Source organism: Neorhizobium sp. BT27B (assembly GCF_050455485.1).
Classification (GTDB): Bacteria; Pseudomonadota; Alphaproteobacteria; order Rhizobiales; family Rhizobiaceae; genus Neorhizobium.
Genome location: NZ_JBCIYT010000001.1, coordinates 718,671 through 737,609, shown reverse-complemented (window position 1 = coordinate 737,609; position 18,939 = coordinate 718,671). Strand labels below are relative to the sequence as shown.

At 61.9% G+C, this 18,939-nt stretch carries 18 protein-coding genes and 1 pseudogene; 5 read left to right on the top strand and 14 right to left on the bottom strand.

Annotated features, from left to right (window positions below; genetic code table 11):
• Positions 1-201: 201 nt before the first annotated feature.
• The 3 genes from AAIH70_RS03905 to AAIH70_RS03895 all read left to right on the top strand — a co-directional run bounded on the left by AAIH70_RS03905 (position 202) and on the right by AAIH70_RS03895 (position 3,354).
• Positions 202-2,196: a methyl-accepting chemotaxis protein gene (locus AAIH70_RS03905; protein ID WP_132272878.1), complete on the top strand. Its 1,995-nt coding sequence runs from the start codon at positions 202-204 to the stop codon at positions 2,194-2,196.
• Between the two features lie 369 nt (positions 2,197-2,565).
• Entirely contained in the window at positions 2,566-2,748 is a 183-nt protein-coding gene (locus tag AAIH70_RS03900) for a hypothetical protein (RefSeq protein ID WP_132272879.1), read from the top strand.
• 60 nt (positions 2,749-2,808) lie between these two features.
• Positions 2,809-3,354: a hypothetical protein gene (locus AAIH70_RS03895; RefSeq protein WP_207908238.1), complete on the top strand. Its 546-nt coding sequence runs from the start codon at positions 2,809-2,811 to the stop codon at positions 3,352-3,354.
• Between the two features lie 53 nt (positions 3,355-3,407).
• Here AAIH70_RS03895 and dxs read toward each other — a convergent pair whose 3' ends face one another.
• The 8 genes from dxs to AAIH70_RS03855 form a co-directional block, all read right to left on the bottom strand.
• Positions 3,408-5,327 carry a 1-deoxy-D-xylulose-5-phosphate synthase gene (gene dxs / locus AAIH70_RS03890; protein ID WP_132272881.1) on the bottom strand — a complete coding sequence of 640 codons (1,920 nt, stop codon included), beginning with the start codon at positions 5,325-5,327 and terminating at the stop codon, positions 3,408-3,410.
• Between the two features lie 109 nt (positions 5,328-5,436).
• The gene (locus tag AAIH70_RS03885) at positions 5,437-6,354 is read right to left on the bottom strand and encodes a pirin family protein (RefSeq protein WP_132272882.1); all 918 of its coding nucleotides are present in this window, start codon (positions 6,352-6,354) and stop codon (positions 5,437-5,439) included.
• Between the two features lie 289 nt (positions 6,355-6,643).
• Entirely contained in the window at positions 6,644-7,753 is a 1,110-nt protein-coding gene (locus AAIH70_RS03880) for a hypothetical protein (RefSeq protein ID WP_132272883.1), read from the bottom strand.
• Between the two features lie 141 nt (positions 7,754-7,894).
• Positions 7,895-8,149 carry an exodeoxyribonuclease VII small subunit gene (locus AAIH70_RS03875; protein ID WP_132272884.1) on the bottom strand — a complete coding sequence of 85 codons (255 nt, stop codon included), beginning with the start codon at positions 8,147-8,149 and terminating at the stop codon, positions 7,895-7,897.
• A gap of 2 nt (positions 8,150-8,151) precedes the next feature.
• Positions 8,152-9,087 (bottom strand): histone deacetylase family protein, encoded by a 936-nt coding sequence (locus AAIH70_RS03870; protein WP_132272885.1) that lies wholly within the window; start codon positions 9,085-9,087, stop codon positions 8,152-8,154.
• Positions 9,088-9,441: 354 nt separating this feature from the next.
• Entirely contained in the window at positions 9,442-10,005 is a 564-nt protein-coding gene (locus AAIH70_RS03865; protein WP_132272886.1) for a biotin transporter BioY, read from the bottom strand.
• A gap of 37 nt (positions 10,006-10,042) precedes the next feature.
• Positions 10,043-10,639 carry a CbiQ family ECF transporter T component gene (locus tag AAIH70_RS03860; RefSeq protein ID WP_132272887.1) on the bottom strand — a complete coding sequence of 199 codons (597 nt, stop codon included), beginning with the start codon at positions 10,637-10,639 and terminating at the stop codon, positions 10,043-10,045.
• A complete protein-coding gene (locus AAIH70_RS03855; protein ID WP_132272888.1) occupies positions 10,636-11,316 on the bottom strand; it encodes an energy-coupling factor ABC transporter ATP-binding protein in 681 nt (226 codons plus the stop codon). The genes AAIH70_RS03860 and AAIH70_RS03855 overlap by 4 nt, the downstream gene beginning before the upstream one ends.
• Positions 11,317-11,425: 109 nt before the next feature.
• On the opposite strand from AAIH70_RS03855, the gene AAIH70_RS03850 reads away from it, so the two are divergent.
• A complete protein-coding gene (locus AAIH70_RS03850; protein WP_132272889.1) occupies positions 11,426-12,619 on the top strand; it encodes a winged helix-turn-helix domain-containing protein in 1,194 nt (397 codons plus the stop codon).
• A gap of 200 nt (positions 12,620-12,819) precedes the next feature.
• Here the strand turns inward: AAIH70_RS03850 and AAIH70_RS03845 are convergent, their stop codons facing one another.
• The 6 genes and pseudogenes from AAIH70_RS03845 to AAIH70_RS03820 all read right to left on the bottom strand — a co-directional run bounded on the left by AAIH70_RS03845 (position 12,820) and on the right by AAIH70_RS03820 (position 18,312).
• The gene (locus AAIH70_RS03845) at positions 12,820-13,137 is read right to left on the bottom strand and encodes a BrnA antitoxin family protein (protein ID WP_132272890.1); all 318 of its coding nucleotides are present in this window, start codon (positions 13,135-13,137) and stop codon (positions 12,820-12,822) included.
• Entirely contained in the window at positions 13,134-13,382 is a 249-nt protein-coding gene (locus tag AAIH70_RS03840; protein WP_132272891.1) for a BrnT family toxin, read from the bottom strand. The genes AAIH70_RS03845 and AAIH70_RS03840 overlap by 4 nt, the downstream gene beginning before the upstream one ends.
• A 101-nt stretch (positions 13,383-13,483) precedes the next feature.
• Positions 13,484-13,675: pseudogene (locus AAIH70_RS03835) on the bottom strand (BrnA antitoxin family protein); the annotation flags it as partial.
• Positions 13,672-13,920 (bottom strand): BrnT family toxin, encoded by a 249-nt coding sequence (locus tag AAIH70_RS03830; protein WP_132272893.1) that lies wholly within the window; start codon positions 13,918-13,920, stop codon positions 13,672-13,674. The gene AAIH70_RS03830 and the pseudogene AAIH70_RS03835, both read right to left, overlap by 4 nt.
• A 93-nt stretch (positions 13,921-14,013) precedes the next feature.
• Positions 14,014-15,111 (bottom strand): chorismate synthase, encoded by a 1,098-nt coding sequence (aroC, locus tag AAIH70_RS03825; protein WP_132272894.1) that lies wholly within the window; start codon positions 15,109-15,111, stop codon positions 14,014-14,016.
• Positions 15,112-15,177: 66 nt separating this feature from the next.
• Positions 15,178-18,312, bottom strand: coding sequence for an EAL domain-containing protein (locus AAIH70_RS03820; RefSeq protein WP_430033169.1), 3,135 nt, complete (start codon positions 18,310-18,312; stop codon positions 15,178-15,180).
• A 324-nt stretch (positions 18,313-18,636) separates the two neighbouring features.
• Between AAIH70_RS03820 and AAIH70_RS03815 the strand changes: the two genes are divergently transcribed.
• Positions 18,637-18,897 (top strand): DUF1344 domain-containing protein, encoded by a 261-nt coding sequence (locus AAIH70_RS03815; RefSeq protein WP_132272896.1) that lies wholly within the window; start codon positions 18,637-18,639, stop codon positions 18,895-18,897.
• The last annotated feature ends 42 nt before the right edge of the window (positions 18,898-18,939 follow it).

The window sequence follows — 18,939 nt, the reverse complement described above, 5'->3', positions numbered from 1 at the left end:
GCTCGCACGTACCCGGTGGTATGCACTTCGCCAATCGCCACTGCCCCGACGAAAACCTGCTCCGGCAGAACCGCTTCCATTTAACAATGATCAGCTCTAACCGCGACGATCTGGCAATGTGAAACACTATCTTAAACAAGGATGTGCTTTCTCAGTGGCCATAGAGATTCTTTTTTGTGCACTTTTTACGAGCGCGACCCCATGTTGAAAAACCTGTCCATCAGCAAGAAGATCATCGTCACTTTCATGGCGGTGATGTCCGCCTGTTTTTTCGCCACCGCCGGGGTTTACTGGCAGGTGCTGAAGTCGAATGCCGCGGCTGACGAGCAGGTTTCCGCGCAGGCGATCGTCGTCGGTCTCGATAGCGCCGTCGAAGCCATGCTCGAACAGGTCGTCTACCAGCGGGATTATCTGCTCGGTGGTGCGGAAGCATCTGCCGCAGCTGTGCTCGCCAATCGCGCCGAGGTGACCAAGGCGCTCGACGATGCCCGCAGCGCCGCCAGAGGTCGCGCCGATCTTCTCGCCTCCATCGACACGCTTTCGGCGGCGGCAAGCACTGTTAACCGCCAGCTCATCGACCCGCAACTGGCTGCCGCCAAGGCTGGCCAGCCATTCGCGCGCGGCGAGGGCGAAAAATCGCTCGACGGTTTTCGCGCAGCCGCCACCACGCTCAAGCAGCAGGCAATGACGCTGTCGGCCAGCCTGACGGCCGCGCAGCATGACGCCAGCGCCGCCATTCTCTGGACGCTGGTGATTGCCGGCGGCATTGCCGGCGTGCTGGCGCTCGGCCTGATCTGGGCGCTGTGCAACGCCATCGTCAACCCGATCGTCGGCATGACGCGCACCATGACGGCGCTGGCCGGCGGCAACAATGATATCGAAGTGCCCGCACTCGACCGTGGCGACGAAGTCGGCCGCATGGCGCAGGCCGTTGCCGTGTTCAAGCATGCGGCGATCGAAAAGGCCCGCCTGGAACGCGACAGCGATCTGACCCGCGCCCGCGCGGAAACCGAACGCCGGGTGAACGATGAGCAGAAGGCGCATGATGCCGCCGATCTCGAATTCGCCATCGATGGCCTTGCGACAGGTCTGTCGAAGCTGGCCGAAGGTGATGTCGCCCATCGCCTGAACCACGCCTTTGCCGGCCGTCTCGACCGGTTGCGCACCGATTTCAACAGTGCCGTCGCCACGCTGCAGTCGACACTGACCTCGGTCGGTGACAATGCGTCGGCCATCCACGCCAATGCCGATGAGATCCGCGCCGCCACCGACGATCTGGCCAAGCGCACCGAACAGCAGGCCGCCGCCGTCGAACAGACCGCCGCTGCCGTCGAGCAGGTGACGACCACCGTCAAGGACGCTGCCGCCCGTGCCGAAGATGTCGGCCAGCGCGTCGAGCGCACCCGCGCCGGCGCCGAAAAATCCGGCGAGGTGGTGCGCCGCGCCGTGTCGGCCATGGAAGGCATTTCGCATTCCAGCCACGAGATCAGCAACATCATCGGCGTGATCGACGAGATCGCCTTCCAGACCAATCTTCTGGCGCTGAACGCAGGTGTCGAAGCGGCCCGCGCCGGCGAGGCAGGCAAGGGGTTTGCGGTGGTGGCGCAGGAAGTGCGCGAACTGGCGCAGCGTTCCGCCAATGCGGCCAAGGACATCAAGACGCTGATCACCACCTCCACCACCCAGGTGGATGCCGGCGTGGCCCTGGTGGGCGAAACCGGCAAGGCGCTGGAAGCGATCGTGGAAGAGGTGCGCGAGATCAACGAGCATGTCCGCGCCATCGTGGTCTCCACCCGTGAACAGGCGACCGGCCTGCAGGAAATCAACAACGCGGTCGGCACGATGGACCGCAACACCCAGCAGAACGCCGCCATGGTGGATCAGCAGACGAAAACCAGCCACACGCTGGCCAGCGAAGCCAACACGCTGAACGAACTCCTGAAACAGTTCAACCTCGGCAAGGACGCCGGTTATGCCGCGCCCAGACGCTCAGGTTTTGTCATCCCGCCGGTGCCGACCGCTGCCGCCCCGCAATTCGCACCGATAAGCCGTCCGGCCAAGGCACCGATGGTGCGCGTGGCGGCCGAGGAGAAACCGCGCCGCTCACCGGCCATGGCCCTGCACAACCAGCTGGCGCGGGCGTTTGAACCGGCGCCGGTGACTTCGGCATCGAAGGACAATTGGGAAGAATTCTGAGGCGGTTGGGTTGATGAGATGATGAGAGGGCGGGGCCGGTGGGTTCCGCCCTTTTTTGTGTTTGGGGGTGTTGAGCGGGGTGAGCATGCACCCCCACTTCCGTCATCCCGGCCCTGAGCCGGGATCCAGCCGACGCGAGTCTGCGCGGCGAAAGAGTCCTCTGACCGTGCGGACGCACGGTCGCTGGATTCCTGTGACAAGCACAGGAATGACGGAGGAGAGGGGGCAATGGTGGGAGCGTGCTGCGCGGGGCAATGGCCAAGAGCGCGAACCACGTTCTGCATTCCAACGGTCTGTTGAACTTGTGCGGGTCGCAATGTATTTATGAAGAGCGGGATATCGTCCCGACCTGTCCAAGGAGAAAGCGTCATGACCGACAAGCAGAGAGAGGCGTTGAAGCTGCTTCTGCGCGATCATGCGCGCCGCAGCGCCGTGGATCGCGAAACCGCTCGCCAATCGTTGATCGATGAAGGCATCTATACGCAGGATGGCGAACTGGCGCCTGAATTCGGCGGCAAGACCGCCGAGGGCGCTCAACCTTCGCTGACCTGATTGACCCGGCTGGCGACCTCTTTCGTCCTTGGCTATCACGGTTGTGATAGAGAGGTCGGGATGCGGGTTTTGCGAGGTGATGACGAGCTTCATCCAAGCACCGAGGATTTCGACTGGCTCGGCCCAGGTATCTATTTCTGGGAAAACGATCCCAAACGCGCGCGGGAATGGGCCGAGTGGAAGGTTGCGCGTGGTCGATACCGCGAGGCATTCGTGCTCGGTGCAGTGATCGATCTCGGCAATTGCCTCGATCTGCTGATGAGAGAAAATCTCGACATCCTGCGGGTTGCCTATGAGACTTTCTGTGAAACTCAGACAATGGCCGGTCTGCCCATTCCCGAAAACCAGGATATCGGCATCGACAGGAACAAGGACAAGTTGTTGCGTTTTCTCGATTGCGCGGTCATCCGGCACCTTCATGCGGTGGTCGATATGCAGATCGAAAGGATGGGCACGTCCTCACCTGTCGAGCGTTTCGACACGGTGCGCGGCCTGTTTACTGAAGGTGAACCGGCTTATCCCGGTGGCGGCTTTTTCCGCAAGACCCACACCCAGATCGCCGTGGTGAACCCGCGCAGGGTGATTGGGTATTTTTTGCCGAGATAGCCGGAGCGGAAGATGGATGTGCTGTTTTTGGTGGCGGGGGAGTGAGGTAAACCTCACCCCGCAGCGCCAACCCCCACAACCGTCTTGCCCAGCGCCCGAAACACCGTGCCGACGATCCCCGCACGGTCCAGTCCCGCCTTGGCATACATCGCATCCGGGCTTGCCTGTTCCATCCAGATGTCCGGCAGAACCAGCGAGCGGATTTTCAGGCCGTTGTCGAGCAGGCCTTCGCCGGAGAGGAACTGCAGCACATGGCTGCCGAAACCGCCGACGGCGCCTTCCTCGATGGTGATCAGCACCTCGTGGTGGCGGGCCAGCTGGCGGATCAGGTCGTGGTCCAGAGGCTTTGCGAAACGGGCGTCGGCAACCGTCGTCGAAAGGCCGCTCGCATCGAGGTCTTCTGCCGCCAGCAGACAGTCTTTCAGACGCGTTCCGAAGGAGAGGAGGGCGACTTTCGCACCTTCCTTGACGATGCGGCCCTTGCCGATCTGCAGGATTTCGCCGCGTGCCGGCATTTCCACGCCCACGCCTTCGCCGCGCGGGTAACGGAAGGAAATCGGGCCGTCGTCATAGGCGGCGGCGGTGCGCACCATGTGCTTCAGTTCCGCCTCGTCGGAAGCGGCCATCACCACCATGCCCGGCAGAGTGGCAAGGAATGTCGTGTCGAACGAACCGGCATGGGTCGGCCCATCGGCACCGACAAAACCGGCGCGGTCGATCGGGAAACGCACCGGCAGTCCCTGGATCGCCACGTCATGCACGACCTGGTCGTAACCGCGCTGCAGGAAGGTCGAATAGATCGCGCAGAAAGGCTTGAACCCTTCCGTGGCAAGACCGGCCGCGAACGTCACCGCATGCTGTTCGGCAATGCCGACATCGAATGTGCGGGTGGGATAAGCTTCCAGCATCTTGCCCAGCCCCGTGCCGTCAGGCATGGCGGCGGTGATGCCGACAATCTTGTCGTCGAAACCGGCTTCCTGAACCAGCGCTTCACCGAACACGCTCGTATAGCTCGGCGCATTCGGCTTGGCCTTGGCCTGCGCGCCGGTGATGACGTCGAATTTGGCTACACCGTGATATTTGTCGGCGGCCGCTTCTGCCGGCGGATAACCCTTGCCCTTCTGCGTCACCACATGGATCAGCACCGGGCCGTGCGCGTTGTCGCGCACATTGCGCAGCACCGGCAGCAGGTGTTCGAAGGAATGGCCGTCGATCGGGCCGATATGGTAGAAACCGAGTTCCTCGAACATGGTGCCGCCGGTCACGTAACCGCGTGCATGTTCGACGGCGCGGGTAATCGCCCGGTCGATCGATTTGCCGAGATAGCTGGTCAGCTTCTTGCCCACTTCGCGCATGCCCATATAGGTGCGGCCGGAGGCGAGGCGGGCGAGATAGGCACTCATCGCGCCGGTCGGCGGCGCGATCGACATGTCGTTGTCGTTGAGGATGACGATCAGGCGGGCATCCAGCGCGCCGGCATTGTTGAGCGCCTCATAGGCCATGCCTGCCGACATCGAGCCATCGCCGATGATCGAGATGACATTGCGCTTCGAGCCGGCCAGCTCGGAGGCGACGGCCATGCCGAGGCCGGCGGAAATCGAGGTGGAGGAATGGGCGGCGCCAAACGGATCGTATTCGCTCTCTGCCCGGCGGGTAAAGCCGGAAAGCCCGTCTTCCTGGCGCAGGGTGCGGATGCGGTCGCGGCGGCCGGTCAAAATCTTGTGCGGGTAACACTGGTGGCCGACATCGAAGATCAGCCGGTCGTCGGGCGTGTTGAACACCTTGTGGATGGCGATCGTCAGTTCCACGACGCCGAGGCCGGCGCCCAGATGACCACCGGTCTTCGACACGGCATCGATCATCTCGTCGCGCAACTCGCGCGCCACCTGCGGCAGGTCGCGATCCTCGACAGAGCGCAGGTCGGCCGGCAGATTGATCTTGTCGAGCAAGGGTGTCTCTGGTTTTGCTGTCAAGGAATCCGGCCTTCTTTCACGCAGTCTGTCGGTTGTGCAATCCAGCAAAGATGCGCTGGCATTCGCCTTTTTCAAGTCGATTGCCTGAAGCTTCTATCGGAATTCGCGCTCACGGCAAAGGCACAAACTCGTCCTCATCCCCCGGTACGATGTCGAAACGGCCGGTACGCCACTCTTCCTTGGCCTGTTCGATGCGCTCCTTGGAGGAGGACACAAAATTCCACCAGACGTAGCGGCGCGATGTCATCGCCGCACCGCCGAACAGCATGATGTGACAGCCCATCGCGCCTGCCTCCAGCGTGATCTCGTCGCCGGGGCGAAAGGCCAGCAGCTGGTCGGCGGCAAAACGGTCGCCGGAAATGACGAGTTCGCCGGAGAGAATGTAGATCGCCCGCTCTTCATGGGCGGCGGAGAAGGGGAATTTTCTGCCCGGCTCCAGTGTCAGGTCGACATAGAGCGTATCGGAAAAGGTCGGGACTGGCGAAGACAACCCGTCCAACGCGCCGATCACCACGCGTCCGGAAGCACCCTGCCAGTCGATGATCGGCATCATTTCCCGCGCCGTGTGGGCAAAGGCGGGATCGATTTCCTCCATGTTGTCCGGCAGCGCCAGCCAAGTCTGCAGGCCGGACATGGCGAGCGGGTGGCCGCGCAGATTTTCGGGCGTGCGTTCGGAATGCACGATGCCGCGCCCTGCCGTCATCAGGTTGATGTCGCCGGGCTTGATGACGAGTTCGGTGCCGAGGCTGTCGCGGTGTTTGATTTCGCCATCGAACAGATAGGTGACGGTGGAAAGCCCGATATGCGGGTGCGGCTTGACATCGAGCGCTTCGTCGGCGCGCAGAACCGCCGGTCCCATGCGGTCGAAAAAGATGAAGGGCCCGACAAGGCGGCGCTGGCGGGTGGGCAGAGCGCGGCGCACGGCAAAACCGCCGATATCGCTGGAGCGCGGAATGATCAGGTTCTCGATCGCATCACAGGCAAAGGCATCGCCGGGGGCGGGATCGGTGCCGGGGAAAAAGGACATGGGGCCGGTCTCCTTGTTGTGATCTGTTGCCTGAAAAAAGGCCCCGCCCCAAACCCCTCCCCACAAGGGGGAGGGGCTTAACCCAGCCGATCCGCTGCTGCTTGATTGAGACAGCGGGTTGCCACAAGTTTTCTCCCCCCTTGTGGGGGAGATGGCCGGCAGGCCAGAGGGGGACTTTCTCCAAAGCGATCGCTCTGATCTGATGATATACACAACCTAGCGCGCACCTTAGTTCACCAACAGTCCCACCTCACGCAACACACTGTTCCCCGAAGCGCACCGCTTCATATCACGCGAACCGGTTGCCGATCATCGGGCTCCACTGTTCGCCCACCAGCCCGTTCAAAAGCACATCGCCACGTGTGATGGCGCCAAGAATTTCGGGGTCGCGGCTATGGATCATGCTGGAGGCGGTATTGGTGAAGCCGATGCGGCGGCCCAGCATGGCTTCCATCAGATAGGCTTCGGTGCGGCCGATCACGGCGCTCGCACCATTGTCCGCCGCATGCGCAATCAGCGCGTCGATGACGGCGCCCTCGGCGCCCGCAGCGGCCACGACCTGCAGCACCCGCGCCGTGGATCTCTTTTTCAGGTGGTAGAGAAAACAGCCGACCGGCTTTCCGTGGTGATCGGTCACCGCGCCGAAAAATGGTGAACCGAACTGCTGCTTTTCGATAGCCTGCCGGGAAAGCGCGGCAACATCCTGAAGGTGCCAGCGCGGGCGCAGCGCAAAGCGGCCGGAAAGTTCGGTGAAAAGCGCGGCAAACCTGTCGGCATCGATATGCTCTGCGGTCGCGCCCTTGGCCGTGCTGCCGGCGCCATGCACAAACCAGCGCTGCCGGTTGGGGCGAATGCGCTTGCGCAGCATGTCGTCGGCGGCGCCGGCAACGGGCGCCAAAAGGCCGAGTGGACGGAAACGCTGCGCCACCTGATCCATCAGCCACTGTGTCGGGCGGATGATGCGCAGCCAGTTGAGGCTGTGGGTCGGAAGCGGCGTGCAGCCCAGCCGCTGGCCGAGCGTGCGGGAAATGTCGCTGGTCGTGTCGGCGAAGGAAAAGTCCTGTGGTCCGGCCAGTGCGGCTTTGAGCAGTTTGGGGCCGATCAGCGAGTGTCCGGCGCGGTTGTCGGCCATGATCGTGCCGAACAGCGCACCGCTGACCTGCCTGTGGCCGATGCCCATCGCCAGGTGGTGCCGTCCGATAAAGCCGGAAATGCCGCTCCGGCTTTCATGCACCAGGCTCGGCAGGTTTTCATGTACGAGCGGATGATCGATATAAATATTGCGCAGGCAATCGACAAAGGCAGCCGAAGGGGCGGCATCTGTTCGCCTGAATGCTTTTTGAAAAAGCCGGGCCACTGCCGGAATATCCGCCGCCGCCAAGGCACGTATCTGACCCATGAAATTGCCACGCCCCCGGCGCATAAAACCATCAATTTTCAAGGGAATGGATAGGGGGAGGCGATGAAAACCCGTTCAAGATAATGGATGGCATTTGAGCGGTCTGACCTTTTGCGGGTCAGGTAAAAGGTCACAAGACCGTTATTCGCCGTCCAGCGGCTCCACACCCTGCGGCTTGCCGGCGCGGTCGAGGCGAATTTTTTCGATGCGGTTTTCGGCGGCAGCCAGCAGCTTTTCGCAGTGCTTCTTCAACGCTTCGCCGCGTTCGTAAATGGCGATGGATTCGTCCAGCGCCACGTCGCCGCGTTCCAGCCGGGCAACGATGCTTTCGAGTTCGGCGACAGCCTTCTCGAACGAATACGCGCTGACTTCGTTGAGTTCGACCTGTTCCGACATTCTCAGCCTCTCATCAATCTGCAGATATGCAGGCCCGCCGATTCGGCCAGGCCTTCCAGATCATAGCCACCTTCCAGCAGGCTGACGACCCGGTTGCCGGCATATTTGCCGGCGATTTCCATCAGCCGCCCGGTCGCCCAGTCGAAATCGTCGCCGACAAGGTTGATCTGCGCCAGCGGATCGCGGTGATGCGCATCGAAGCCGGCGGATATCAAAACGAAGTCCGGGCGAAAGTTTTCGAGCGCCGGCAGCACGCGGCTCTTGAAGGCATCGCGAAAATGGTCGCTGCCATCATTGGTGGCCAGAGGCGCGTTGACGATGTTGTTCTTGGTGCCCGTTTCGTCGCGCGCGCCCGTATAGGGGTAAAGCGGCATCTGGTGCGTCGAGCAGAACAACACGGACGGATCGTCCCAAAAGATGTCCTGGGTGCCGTTGCCGTGATGCACGTCCCAATCGACGATGGCGACGCGTTCGACACCGTAAACCTGCTGCGCATGGCGGGCGGCGATCGCCACGTTGTTGAACAGGCAGAACCCCATGGCCTTTGATTTTTCCGCATGGTGGCCGGGCGGGCGGGCGGCGACAAAGGCGTTGTCCACCTTGCCCGTCATCACGTCGTCCACCGCCGCCATCGCACCGCCGATGCCGGTGAGTGCAGCCTGCAGACTTTTGGGGCTGAGATAGGTGTCGGCTTCCAGCTGGTGGATGGCGCCGTCTTCCTCCGGCACCTGCCGCATGACGGAGAAGAGATGCTCTTCCGGGTGGGCCAGCAGCACCGCGTCTTCATTCGCCTGTGGGGCGGGCTTGCGGTCCAGTTCGGCGAAGTTGGGATGCTCGAGCGCGATCGCCAGCGAGCGCAGCCGGTCGGCGCGCTCCGGGTGGCCGGGCGGCGTGTTGTGCTCGAGAAAGATCTCGTGTTCGTAAAGGCGCGTGGTCATGGCGGGCCTCGTTCTCCTTGGCGCCCGGATGGGCAATCGCGAAATGGCGCAGGTCGAATGCTTTTCAAGCGGTGGAAAATACCCGCTCGGATGCTCCTCGCAAGCGGTGGCATATTCAATGGGTTGGCAAGGATGCCACGACTATCTTCTCCCCAGCGGGGAGAAGTGCCGGAGCGAAAGCGAGGCGATGAGGCGGGCGACACGGCAAGACTTTGCGATGTGGCTTCGCTCCCCCTCATCCGACCCTTCGGGCCACCGCCGGGGCGAGCCACTGGTCTCGCCCGTCCTTCGGACCCCCTCAAGGGAGAAGATAATTGGAGACTGCCGCGCCCTCTAAATCGTTCCGGCAACCCATCAAGCCCGCTGCGGCAGAAGCGGATACCCCACCATCACGGCGCGGCCGGCAAAGGCGGCGATCAGGGCCTTCAGCGCATCACCCGGAACAAAGGCCAGCGTGCCCATGAACGCAGCCGGCAGGCCAAGGCCGGTGACAAACGCCAGCCACAAGACACCCAGAAGGTGGCAGAGGAACACACCACCAGCCAGCGCTGCGACAAAGAAATATGTGCCCTGCACAAGGCCGGTCTGGCGAGCGTTGACGAAACGCTCGGACATGTAACCGGTAACGAACGCCGCCGCCAGATAACCATAGAGGTAACCGGAAGGCGGCGCCATGAACACGCCGAGACCACCACGACCACCGGACAGCACCGGCAGGCCAATGGCGGCCAGCAGCATGAACAGCGCGACCGTCAGTGTGCCGCGCTTGGCGCCCAGCACCACGCCGGCCAACATGACGCCGAGCGACTGCGCATGCACCGGCACCGGAATGAAGCCGAGGCTGACAGGCGGGATCAGGCCCAGCGCCACGATGATGGCGGCAAAAAGGGCGACAAGAACGAGGTCTCTGGTGCTCATGCAGTTAGAATTCCCTTAAAATCGTGGGGGCAAATTGCTAGCGAATGCCGCGCGCGTCAATGGCGGCGGCAATTTCATCGGCGTTCTTCAGTGTCTGGATCAGCAGCGGCACGATCAGCGTGACCGGTCGCACCTTCAGTCCACGCGCCTGATGGGCATCACGGATGCTGCGGTAGCGCAATGTCACTTCCGGCACGAAGCGGATGACGAGGCCGACCGAAAGCCCGATATCGGCGGCGCGCACCAGCCCGATCCGCTCGAACGGTTTTGCCGCCCAGGTGATCGTGTCGATGAAGGCGCCGATCGAGGTGGTGGCGGTGATGGCGGCAGCCGCCAGCATCAGCGCGGTCAGCCGGAACAGGATGGTCAGCGCTTCGACGGGCGGCTGGAACAGAAGCGCAAACAGCGTGACGGCAAAAATGGTGATGAAGGCGGGCCGCAGCCGTGCAACGCCTTCGCGCCAGCCTATGCCGGTGGAGCTATAGGCAATGGCTGCTGCCAAGGCTGCAAAGCCGAGCACCACCGGATGGCTGACGGCAAACAGAAGCAAGCTGAACAGTGCCAGTCCGCCAAGCTTGGCCCTGGTCGGCAGCCGATGCAGCAGGCTTTGGCCGTCGAGGTAAAGCGTGTTCATGCGCCGGCCAGCGTTCTGTATTGCGCGATCACCTGCGAAGGTTCTCCATCGCCGATCAGGCGGCCGCCGGAAAACAGCAGGACGCGATCAAAACCTTCGACCAGCGCCAGATCATGGGAAATGACGATCAGGTTCTCGTCCATGCCCGCCATGGTGCGTTCCACCAGATTGCGGTTTTTCAGATCCAGCTGGTTGGTCGGCTCGTCGAGGATCAGGATCTTTGGCTCAGTCACCAGAACAGAGGCAAAGGCGGAGAGCTGCAATTCGCCGCCGGACAGTTCGTGGGTGCGGCGCTCGGCCAAATGCGGAATGCCGAAACGGGCCAGCACGCCATTCACCGCTGCATCGATCTGCGCTGCCGAAAGCTTGCGGCGCTTCAAGCCCAGAGCAATATCTTCCTTCAATATCGGCAGGATGATCTGGTTCTGCGGGTTCTGAAAGATGAAGCCGGCTTCGCTGCGCACCGCTTCCGCATCCTTCACCGTATCGAAACCGTTGACCGAAACGCGGCCGGAAGAGGGTTTCACCAGCCCGTTGATCAGCCGCGCAAACGTCGTTTTGCCGGAACCGTTCAGCCCGATCACGCCGATGCGCCGTTCGCTTAAGTGCACAGTCAGCGGTTCAAGCGCGGTGCGACCGTCATAGCGCACGCTGGCCTCTTCGAAATGGATGTCCAAGCCGGTCCCTCAGTTTCGCTTGGCTCTATAAACCCGATAGAGATTGAGGGGAATGCGGAACGAAAAAAGAACATTGCAACCGGCGAATTCCCGCCCTAGTCTCTGTCTCATGGCTATACTGATCTCGAACGAACAGGCACGGCGCATTTTCCTCGAGCGGCAGGGCCTGTCCGCCGCGCCGAACCGAGCACTTGACAAGGCGGGGCTGCTGGCGCTGATCCAGGCGATCGGTTTCGTGCAGGTGGACAGTATCGCCACCGTCGAGCGCGCCCACCACATGATCCTGTTTTCGCGCAACCAGACCTATCGGCGCGACCACCTAACAGCGCTTCTGGAAAAGGATGGCGAGCTGTTCGAGCACTGGACGCATGACGCCTCCATCCTGCCATCGGAATTTTTCCGCTACTGGAAACACCGTTTTCGCCGCCGCGAGCCGCATCTGGCCGAACGCTGGAAAAAATGGCAGGGCGAAAACTACGATTCCGCCTTCGAGGACACCTTTCGCCATATCGCCGAAAACGGCGCGATCATGTCCCGCGACATGAAGGCCGAGGATCATAAATCGGGCGGCTGGTGGAACTGGCACCCCAACAAGACGGCGCTCGAATATTACTGGCATATCGGCAAGCTCTCGATCGCCGGCCGCCGCAATTTTCAAAAGATCTACGACCTCACCGAGCGCGTGCTGCCGCTGCACCATCACGAACCGGAAGTGACGGAAGAGGTTTTTTTGGACTGGGCGTGTCGCAGCGCGTTGACCCGGCTGGGCTTTGCCACATCCGGTGAAATCGCTGCCTTCTGGGCACTGGTGACGCCGCTGGAAGCCAGGCTCTGGGTGGAAACCCATCGCGACGAGCTGGTGGAAATTCTGGTCACCCCCGCAAACGGCGGCCGCCCGCGTCCGTCCTATGCCTTTGCCGGTTTTCCCGAAAATCTCGGAGACATCCCCGAACCGCCCAACCGCATCCGCGTGCTCAGCCCCTTCGATCCGCTGCTGCGGGATCGTGATCGTGCCGAGCGGTTGTTCAACTTCAACTACCGCATCGAGATTTTTGTGCCCGAGCCGAAGCGGATTTACGGCTATTACGTCTTCCCGCTGATGGAAGGCGACCGCATGATCGGCCGCATCGACATGAAGGCGGATCGCAAGGCCGGTACGCTGGATGTCAAACGCCTGTGGCTGGAACCCGGTGTGCGTGCGTCAGCCGGACGGCTGGAAAAGCTGGAGGCGGAGCTGCTGCGCATGGCGCGGTTTGCCGGGGTGGAGAGTGTGCGTTTTCTGGAGGGCTGGCGGGGGGAATAGGGGAATGCCGAGGGTGCGGCATAGATCCTTCTCCCTGTCTTGACGGGGAGAAGGTGCCGGCAGGCGGATGAGGGGCAAATCTCATCCTCAGAGTTTGCCGCTGCCCCTCATCGCCTCGCTGATGCTCCGGCACATCTCCCCGCGCGCGGGGAGAAGAAGCAAGCCGCACCGCTTCAATCCCGATACACTTGCCGGTGCCCCTACAGCCCGGCCGCCTTACGCAATTCCTTGGCCATCACCGTGCGCCAATCCTTGCCACTGGCCTTGTACTTTTCCAGTACATCGGGATCGAGCCGCAGCGTGACGGCCACTTTGGGCGCCTCGACGCGTGGACGGCCACGAGCGGCGATGTCCTTTTCCATCTTGGCGGCGAGTTCAGGATAGACTTCGCGGAAGGGACGGGCGTTTTTCAGCTCCTCTTCCGTCCATGGCGGATTGTCGGAGACCTCATCCCAATCTTCCTTGGTGTAGCCGCGTCCGGGCTGGAATTCACTCTGCTTCTGGGGCTTGTTGGTCATTCGATAAGCCTCCTCTCGTCTTGGCGGGCGGGGCGCATGGAAATCACCGACAGCCCCTCCGACCCCAAGGTCACGAAAATTGCAGCGATCACGCCGTTCGCCAGGCGCCCGATCGCTTTCCGGCGACCAAGTTTAGCCGGAACAGTCACGGCGGACAGAAAGAATTCCTCGGACAGATCACCGAAATCGAGATCGTGTTTCTCGATATTCGCAATCCGCTTTCGCTCGTCCCAAACAATCCGCATTATTCGTACACGAAAAATCGCCCCCCAGCAACGCCCGAGGATTCCTCATGCCGGCATGCTCCGCAATCCTGCGGATTAAGGGGGGAGCGCTATTTCGCCCGGCTCTTCCTGGCCTGACCCTTGCGCATCTCATCCAGCGACCGAAAAAACTCCGGCGGCAGGACTTCGCGGGCGGGGCGCATGCGCGCCAGTTCCTCGTCGGTCAGCTCCGGGCTGTCGACGGAATCCCAGTCTTCTTTCGTGTAGCCGCGCCCCGGCTGGAATTCCTTCAATGTCGGATGTTTGTCTGTCATGGAAGGCGTCTCCTTTCCTTCGGACTTGCAGGACGAAAACTGATGATGGAAATGGCCTCACTGCCCAGTCCGGCGTAGATTACCACAGCCGTGCCATCGCGGTAATAGCCGATGGCCTTGACCCGGCCGCTATGGCTTGGCTCCAGAACGGCCGTTTCCCAACCGAAAAACATCACGTCCGCAAAATCGAGGCCGTATTTGTCCAGATTGGCCAGCCTTTTCACTTCGTCGCAAACGAAGATCATCTTGAATATCCGTACACGAAAAATCGCCGCCCAACAATGAGCGACGATCCATCATGTCCAGCGATGCAGCAATCCTCAAAACCGAGGGGAGGCTCAGTCCAGCCGCCCCGTCTGCCCGCGATCGCGCAAATAGTGGTCGGCGATGGCGCAGGCGACCATGGCCTCGCCGATCGGCACGGCGCGGATGCCCACGCAAGGATCGTGGCGACCCTTGGTGCGCACGTCCACGTTCTTGCCGTCGGCATCGATCGACTGGCGTTCGGTCAGGATCGAGGAGGTCGGCTTGATGGCGAAACGCGCCACCAGCGGCTGGCCGGTCGAAATGCCGCCCAAAATGCCGCCGGCATGGTTGGAGAGGAAGATCGGCTCGCCGTCATTGCCCATGCGCATCTGATCGGCATTTTCCTCGCCTGTCAGTTCGGCGGAGGCAAAACCGTCACCGATTTCCACGCCCTTGACGGCGTTGATCGACATCAGCAGGGACGCGATATCCTGATCGAGCTTGGCATAGATCGGCGCGCCAAGGCCGGCCGGCACGCCTTCGGCGATCACCTCGACCACAGCGCCGATCGAGGAACCGGCCTTGCGGATACCGTCGAGGTATTCTTCCCATACCGGCACCATTTCTTCGTCCGGGCAGAAGAACGGGTTCTGGTCCACCTGTGCCCAGTCCCAGTTTTCGCGATTGATCTTGTGTTTGCCGATCTGCACCAGCGCGCCGCGCACGGTCACACCCGGCACGACGAGGCGGGCAATGCCGCCGGCGGCAACGCGGGCAGCGGTTTCGCGCGCAGACGAACGGCCGCCGCCGCGATAGTCGCGAATGCCGTATTTGGTGTCATAGGTATAGTCGGCATGGCCGGGGCGATACTGGCGGGCGATCTCGCCGTAATCCTTGGAGCGCTGGTCGGTGTTTTCGATCAGCATGGAAATCGGCGTGCCGGTGGAGATCATCGTGACGCCATCCGCATCCAGCATCACACCCGAAAGCACCTTCACTTCGTCGGCCTCGCGGCGCTGCGTCACGAAACGCGACTGGCCGGGCTTGCGCTTGTCCAGCCACTGCTGGAGGTCGGCAAGCGTGAAGCGCAGGCCGGGAGGGCAGCCGTCAACGACGCAGCCGAGCGCCGGGCCATGGCTTTCGCCCCAGGTGGTGACACGGAAAAGATGACCGAAGGAATTATGCGACATGGGACCCCGCCGATAAGCGGGATCCGTTCCCGCCCTAAAGCGGGTTTGTCATATTAAAATACGCTCTCAGGGGAAAGCCTTTTGTGCCGTCGCGTTGGCTGGCCGTGCTTCGACAAGGTTCCAGCCGCGCGCCGCCGCTTCGTTGAACGCGTCGAAGGGCAGGGGCCGGGCAAAGGCATAACCCTGCAACAGGTCGCAGCCCAGTTCGCGCAGCATGGCGGCATGGGCCATGCTTTCCACGCCTTCCGCCACCGTTTCCACGCCGAGCGAATGGGCGATGTCGATGATCGAGCGCACCAGCGTGCGTTCCTGCGGCGAGTTGAGGATCGGCATGACAAGCTGGCGGTCGATCTTCAGGCGTTTCGGTTTCAGCTTCAGAAGGCTGACGATGGACGTATGGCCGGTGCCAAAGTCGTCGATCTCGATATCGATGCCGAGAGCCTTGATGCGTTCGAGATTGGAGGTCGCCGCATCCTCGCTCTCATCGAGGAAGATGGATTCCACCAGTTCGAAGGAAATCTGACCGGGGGTGATGGCAAGCGTCTTCAATGTGTCGATCAGCGCATCGTCATGCAGACGTTTGGACGAGACGTTGACGGAAACCTTCGGCACGTCGAGCCCGAGTGCTGCCCAGCGCATCTTGTCCTTGAGCACGGTCTGCAACACGATCTGGTCGAGCGTCGCCGTCACGTTCAGTTCGTCGGCGATTTTGAGGAACCGATCGGGCGCGAGAATGCCGTGCTGCGGGTGTTTCCAGCGCACCAGCGCTTCGGCACCGGTCAGCTTCATCGTGCGGGCATCGAATTGCGGCTGGTACCAGGCGACGAATTCGTCCTTTTCGATACCGGACAGAACTTCGTCGGCGGTGCGCTTGTGGCTGATGATTTCGGCCTGCAGGTTCTGCGTGAAGAACTCGTAGCGGTTTCGCCCCTGCGCCTTGGCGCGGTAAAGCGCGATATCGGCATTCACCAGCATGCGGCGCGCATCGATATTGCGGCCGGTCGCTTGCGCAATGCCGATCGAGACGCCGAAACGGCAGGCGAAACCTTCAAAATCCACCGGCTGGCGAATTTCCGCGATGATGCGGTTGGAAAGAGCGGCCGTGTGGGTGGTGCTGCAATCGTCCTTGACCAGAATGACGAATTCATCGCCGCCGATACGGGCAACGAGATCGCCGGGATTGACGTTGCGCAGCAGGATGCGGGCGGTGTGCACCAGCATGGCGTCACCGGCTGCATGGCCGAGCGTGTCGTTGATCTGCTTGAAGCGGTCGAGGTCAAGATGCAGGATCGACAGTTTCTGGCGTTCGCTTTCGCTGGCGCGGGAAAGCTCATCGAGGGCGATGTCGAGGCTGCGGCGATTGGCAAGCATGGTCAGCGGATCGTGCAGCGAATTGTGCTCGATGCGGTTCTTGGCCATCTGCAACTCGATATTGCGGGCCTCGGCCTCCTGTTTGGCGGCGCGCAGCTGTTCGGTCAGGATGGCATCGTCGGTCACGTCGAAGGCCAGACCCACCACCTTGCGGCGGCCATCGCGGCCGACATGGATCTTTCCGACGGAGCGCACATACCGGATGCTGCCATCCGGCTGCGGCACGCGCACGACAAGCGGTTCCTCGCTGCCGGGGCCGAAATGCGCGGAAATGCGGCGCGCTTCCTCGCGGTCTTCCGGGTGGATCAGCGCCATCCACTGATCGGCGGTGATATGGCCATCGGTGTGCGGAATGCCGTGCAGCTGCGACAGGCGGGCATCCCAGTGCTCGACCTTGCTGTCGGGCAGCGATTCCCAGATGCCGCAGCGATAGCTTTCCAGCGCGATGCCCAGCTTGGTGGTCAGTTCCTCCAGCTGCTGCTCGCGGCTGTAAAGCTCGTCCAGCGCCAGTTCCAGCTCGGCATTCTTGATGTCGCTGACTTCCTTGGCGCTGCGCAGAGACTGGTTCAGCGTCATGTCGGCGGACACGTCCCAGACGATGCCGGCCACCCGCTGGCTGCCATCCGGGTTGCGATAGCTGGCACCGGCGGAGCGCAGGTACCGCAGGCTGCCATCGCTGGCGGTGACGCGGTAGATGACGGAGGAGGGTGTGTTGGCGCAGGCACAGGCGAAGAAATAAGCTTCCGCGGCCGGCCTGTCTTCCGGGTGGATGGAGGCCAGCCATTCGCTCATGCGATTGTCGCCCTCCGTCGCGGGGCCGCCATGTAATGCTGCGGCGCGGCTGTCCCAGAAGAGATCGCTTTCGGTCAGTTCCCACACGCCCATATTGGACGCTTCCATGGCGAGCGCGAAACGCTGCGACAGCTCGGTCAGCGTTTCCTCGCGCAGGCGCAGTGCCGCGATATTGCGGTTGCGTTCGCCGATCAGCAGGCTGGCGATGAATACCGGGATGATCATCGCAAGGCCGGCCAGCAGCAGCTGCAGGCGGAAACTGGTCTGGTTGTCAGGTGTGGCATCCCAGCCCGCCTTCGGCATGGCCTGCAATTGCCACTGCCCACCGGCGACCGGAATGGTGTGTGCGGCCGGGCCGTCCAGTCTGGTGCCGAAGAAATTGGCGCCGGGCGTATGCGCGGCATCGCTGATGGCGATCTTCAGCCAGCTGAGATCGATCATCGGCGCGGCATCGGGCTTGCGCGGCAGAAGCGAGATACCGACGCTCTGGAACAGGTAGAGCTTGTCGATGGCCACGACCAGCGCGCCCCAGTTGCCCTGTTTCTGCGGGCCATTTTCGATCGGCAGCACCAGCACGATGGCCCGGCTTTTGTCGCTGGTGATCACCACCGGCTCACGGATGCCACGTTTGCTGCGAACGGTTTCGGCCAGTGCGGCGGTGCCGGCGCCTCGCAGGATCGGGTTTTCGGCGAGCGGTTCTCCGCCGGGCGTGAAAATATGGCCGAGTTCGAAATCCGGCGCGAGCGCCACGGTGGCGAAATGCGGGTTCTTTTCCAGCGTGCGCTGCACGAACGACTGGAAGGCGGTGTCTGTTGTGGCGCTATCGGGGCTGAACGCATGCACCAGATCGTCGGCGGTATCGAGATCGGTCTTCAGGCGTGAGGCCATGCGCACGCCGAGCAGGGTGGAGGCGCGTTCGGTGGTCTTGCGCAATTCCTGCCGGAAGGAGGATGTGTTGCGGTAGTCGACGGCAATGCCGACAATGATGACGGCACCGGTAATGGCCAGCGCGGCGGCCAGCGCCGCACGCCTGCTCATCAGTTTGTCGCTGAAACGGCGACCAAACGGAGTTCCAAATACCAAGCCAGTTACCCTTACGCATTACCCGGATCGTGCCCTGACCATATTCGCGCAAGGTTAATCTAGGATTGAGGAATATAGCCTGATTGCCGGTCGCAATTTGTTGTGGATCGATGTCTGCGGGGGCTTGTCGGAAATTTACCCGAAACCCTTGAATCACAGTTAATTTTCCGGTCATGAATAAGACCGGAATTGACACGATCCCGAGCAAATTCTGCCACAATCAGGAGGCTATCTGTGCACCAGTCGAAGTCACCGAACCGCTCCCTTAGGGCTTACACAATGCGCATCCTCATCGCCGCACTTCTGGCAACGGCCAGCATCCTCTCTCCCATCAACGGTTGGGCGCAGAGTGTCGATGTCGAAGCGACCATCAAGACGGTGGATGTGAACAAGCTGATGCTGACGCTGGACGACGGAAAATCCTACCGCGTGCCGGAGGAATTCAACTTCGATGGCCTCAAGGCCGGCGTGAAGGTCGTGGTGTTCTACACGGTGGTCGATGGCAACCGCGTGGTGGATGATCTGGAAATCGTGCAGTAAGGCCTTTGAGCCGGACGAGCTGCTCAACCGATTGTCGAGGCC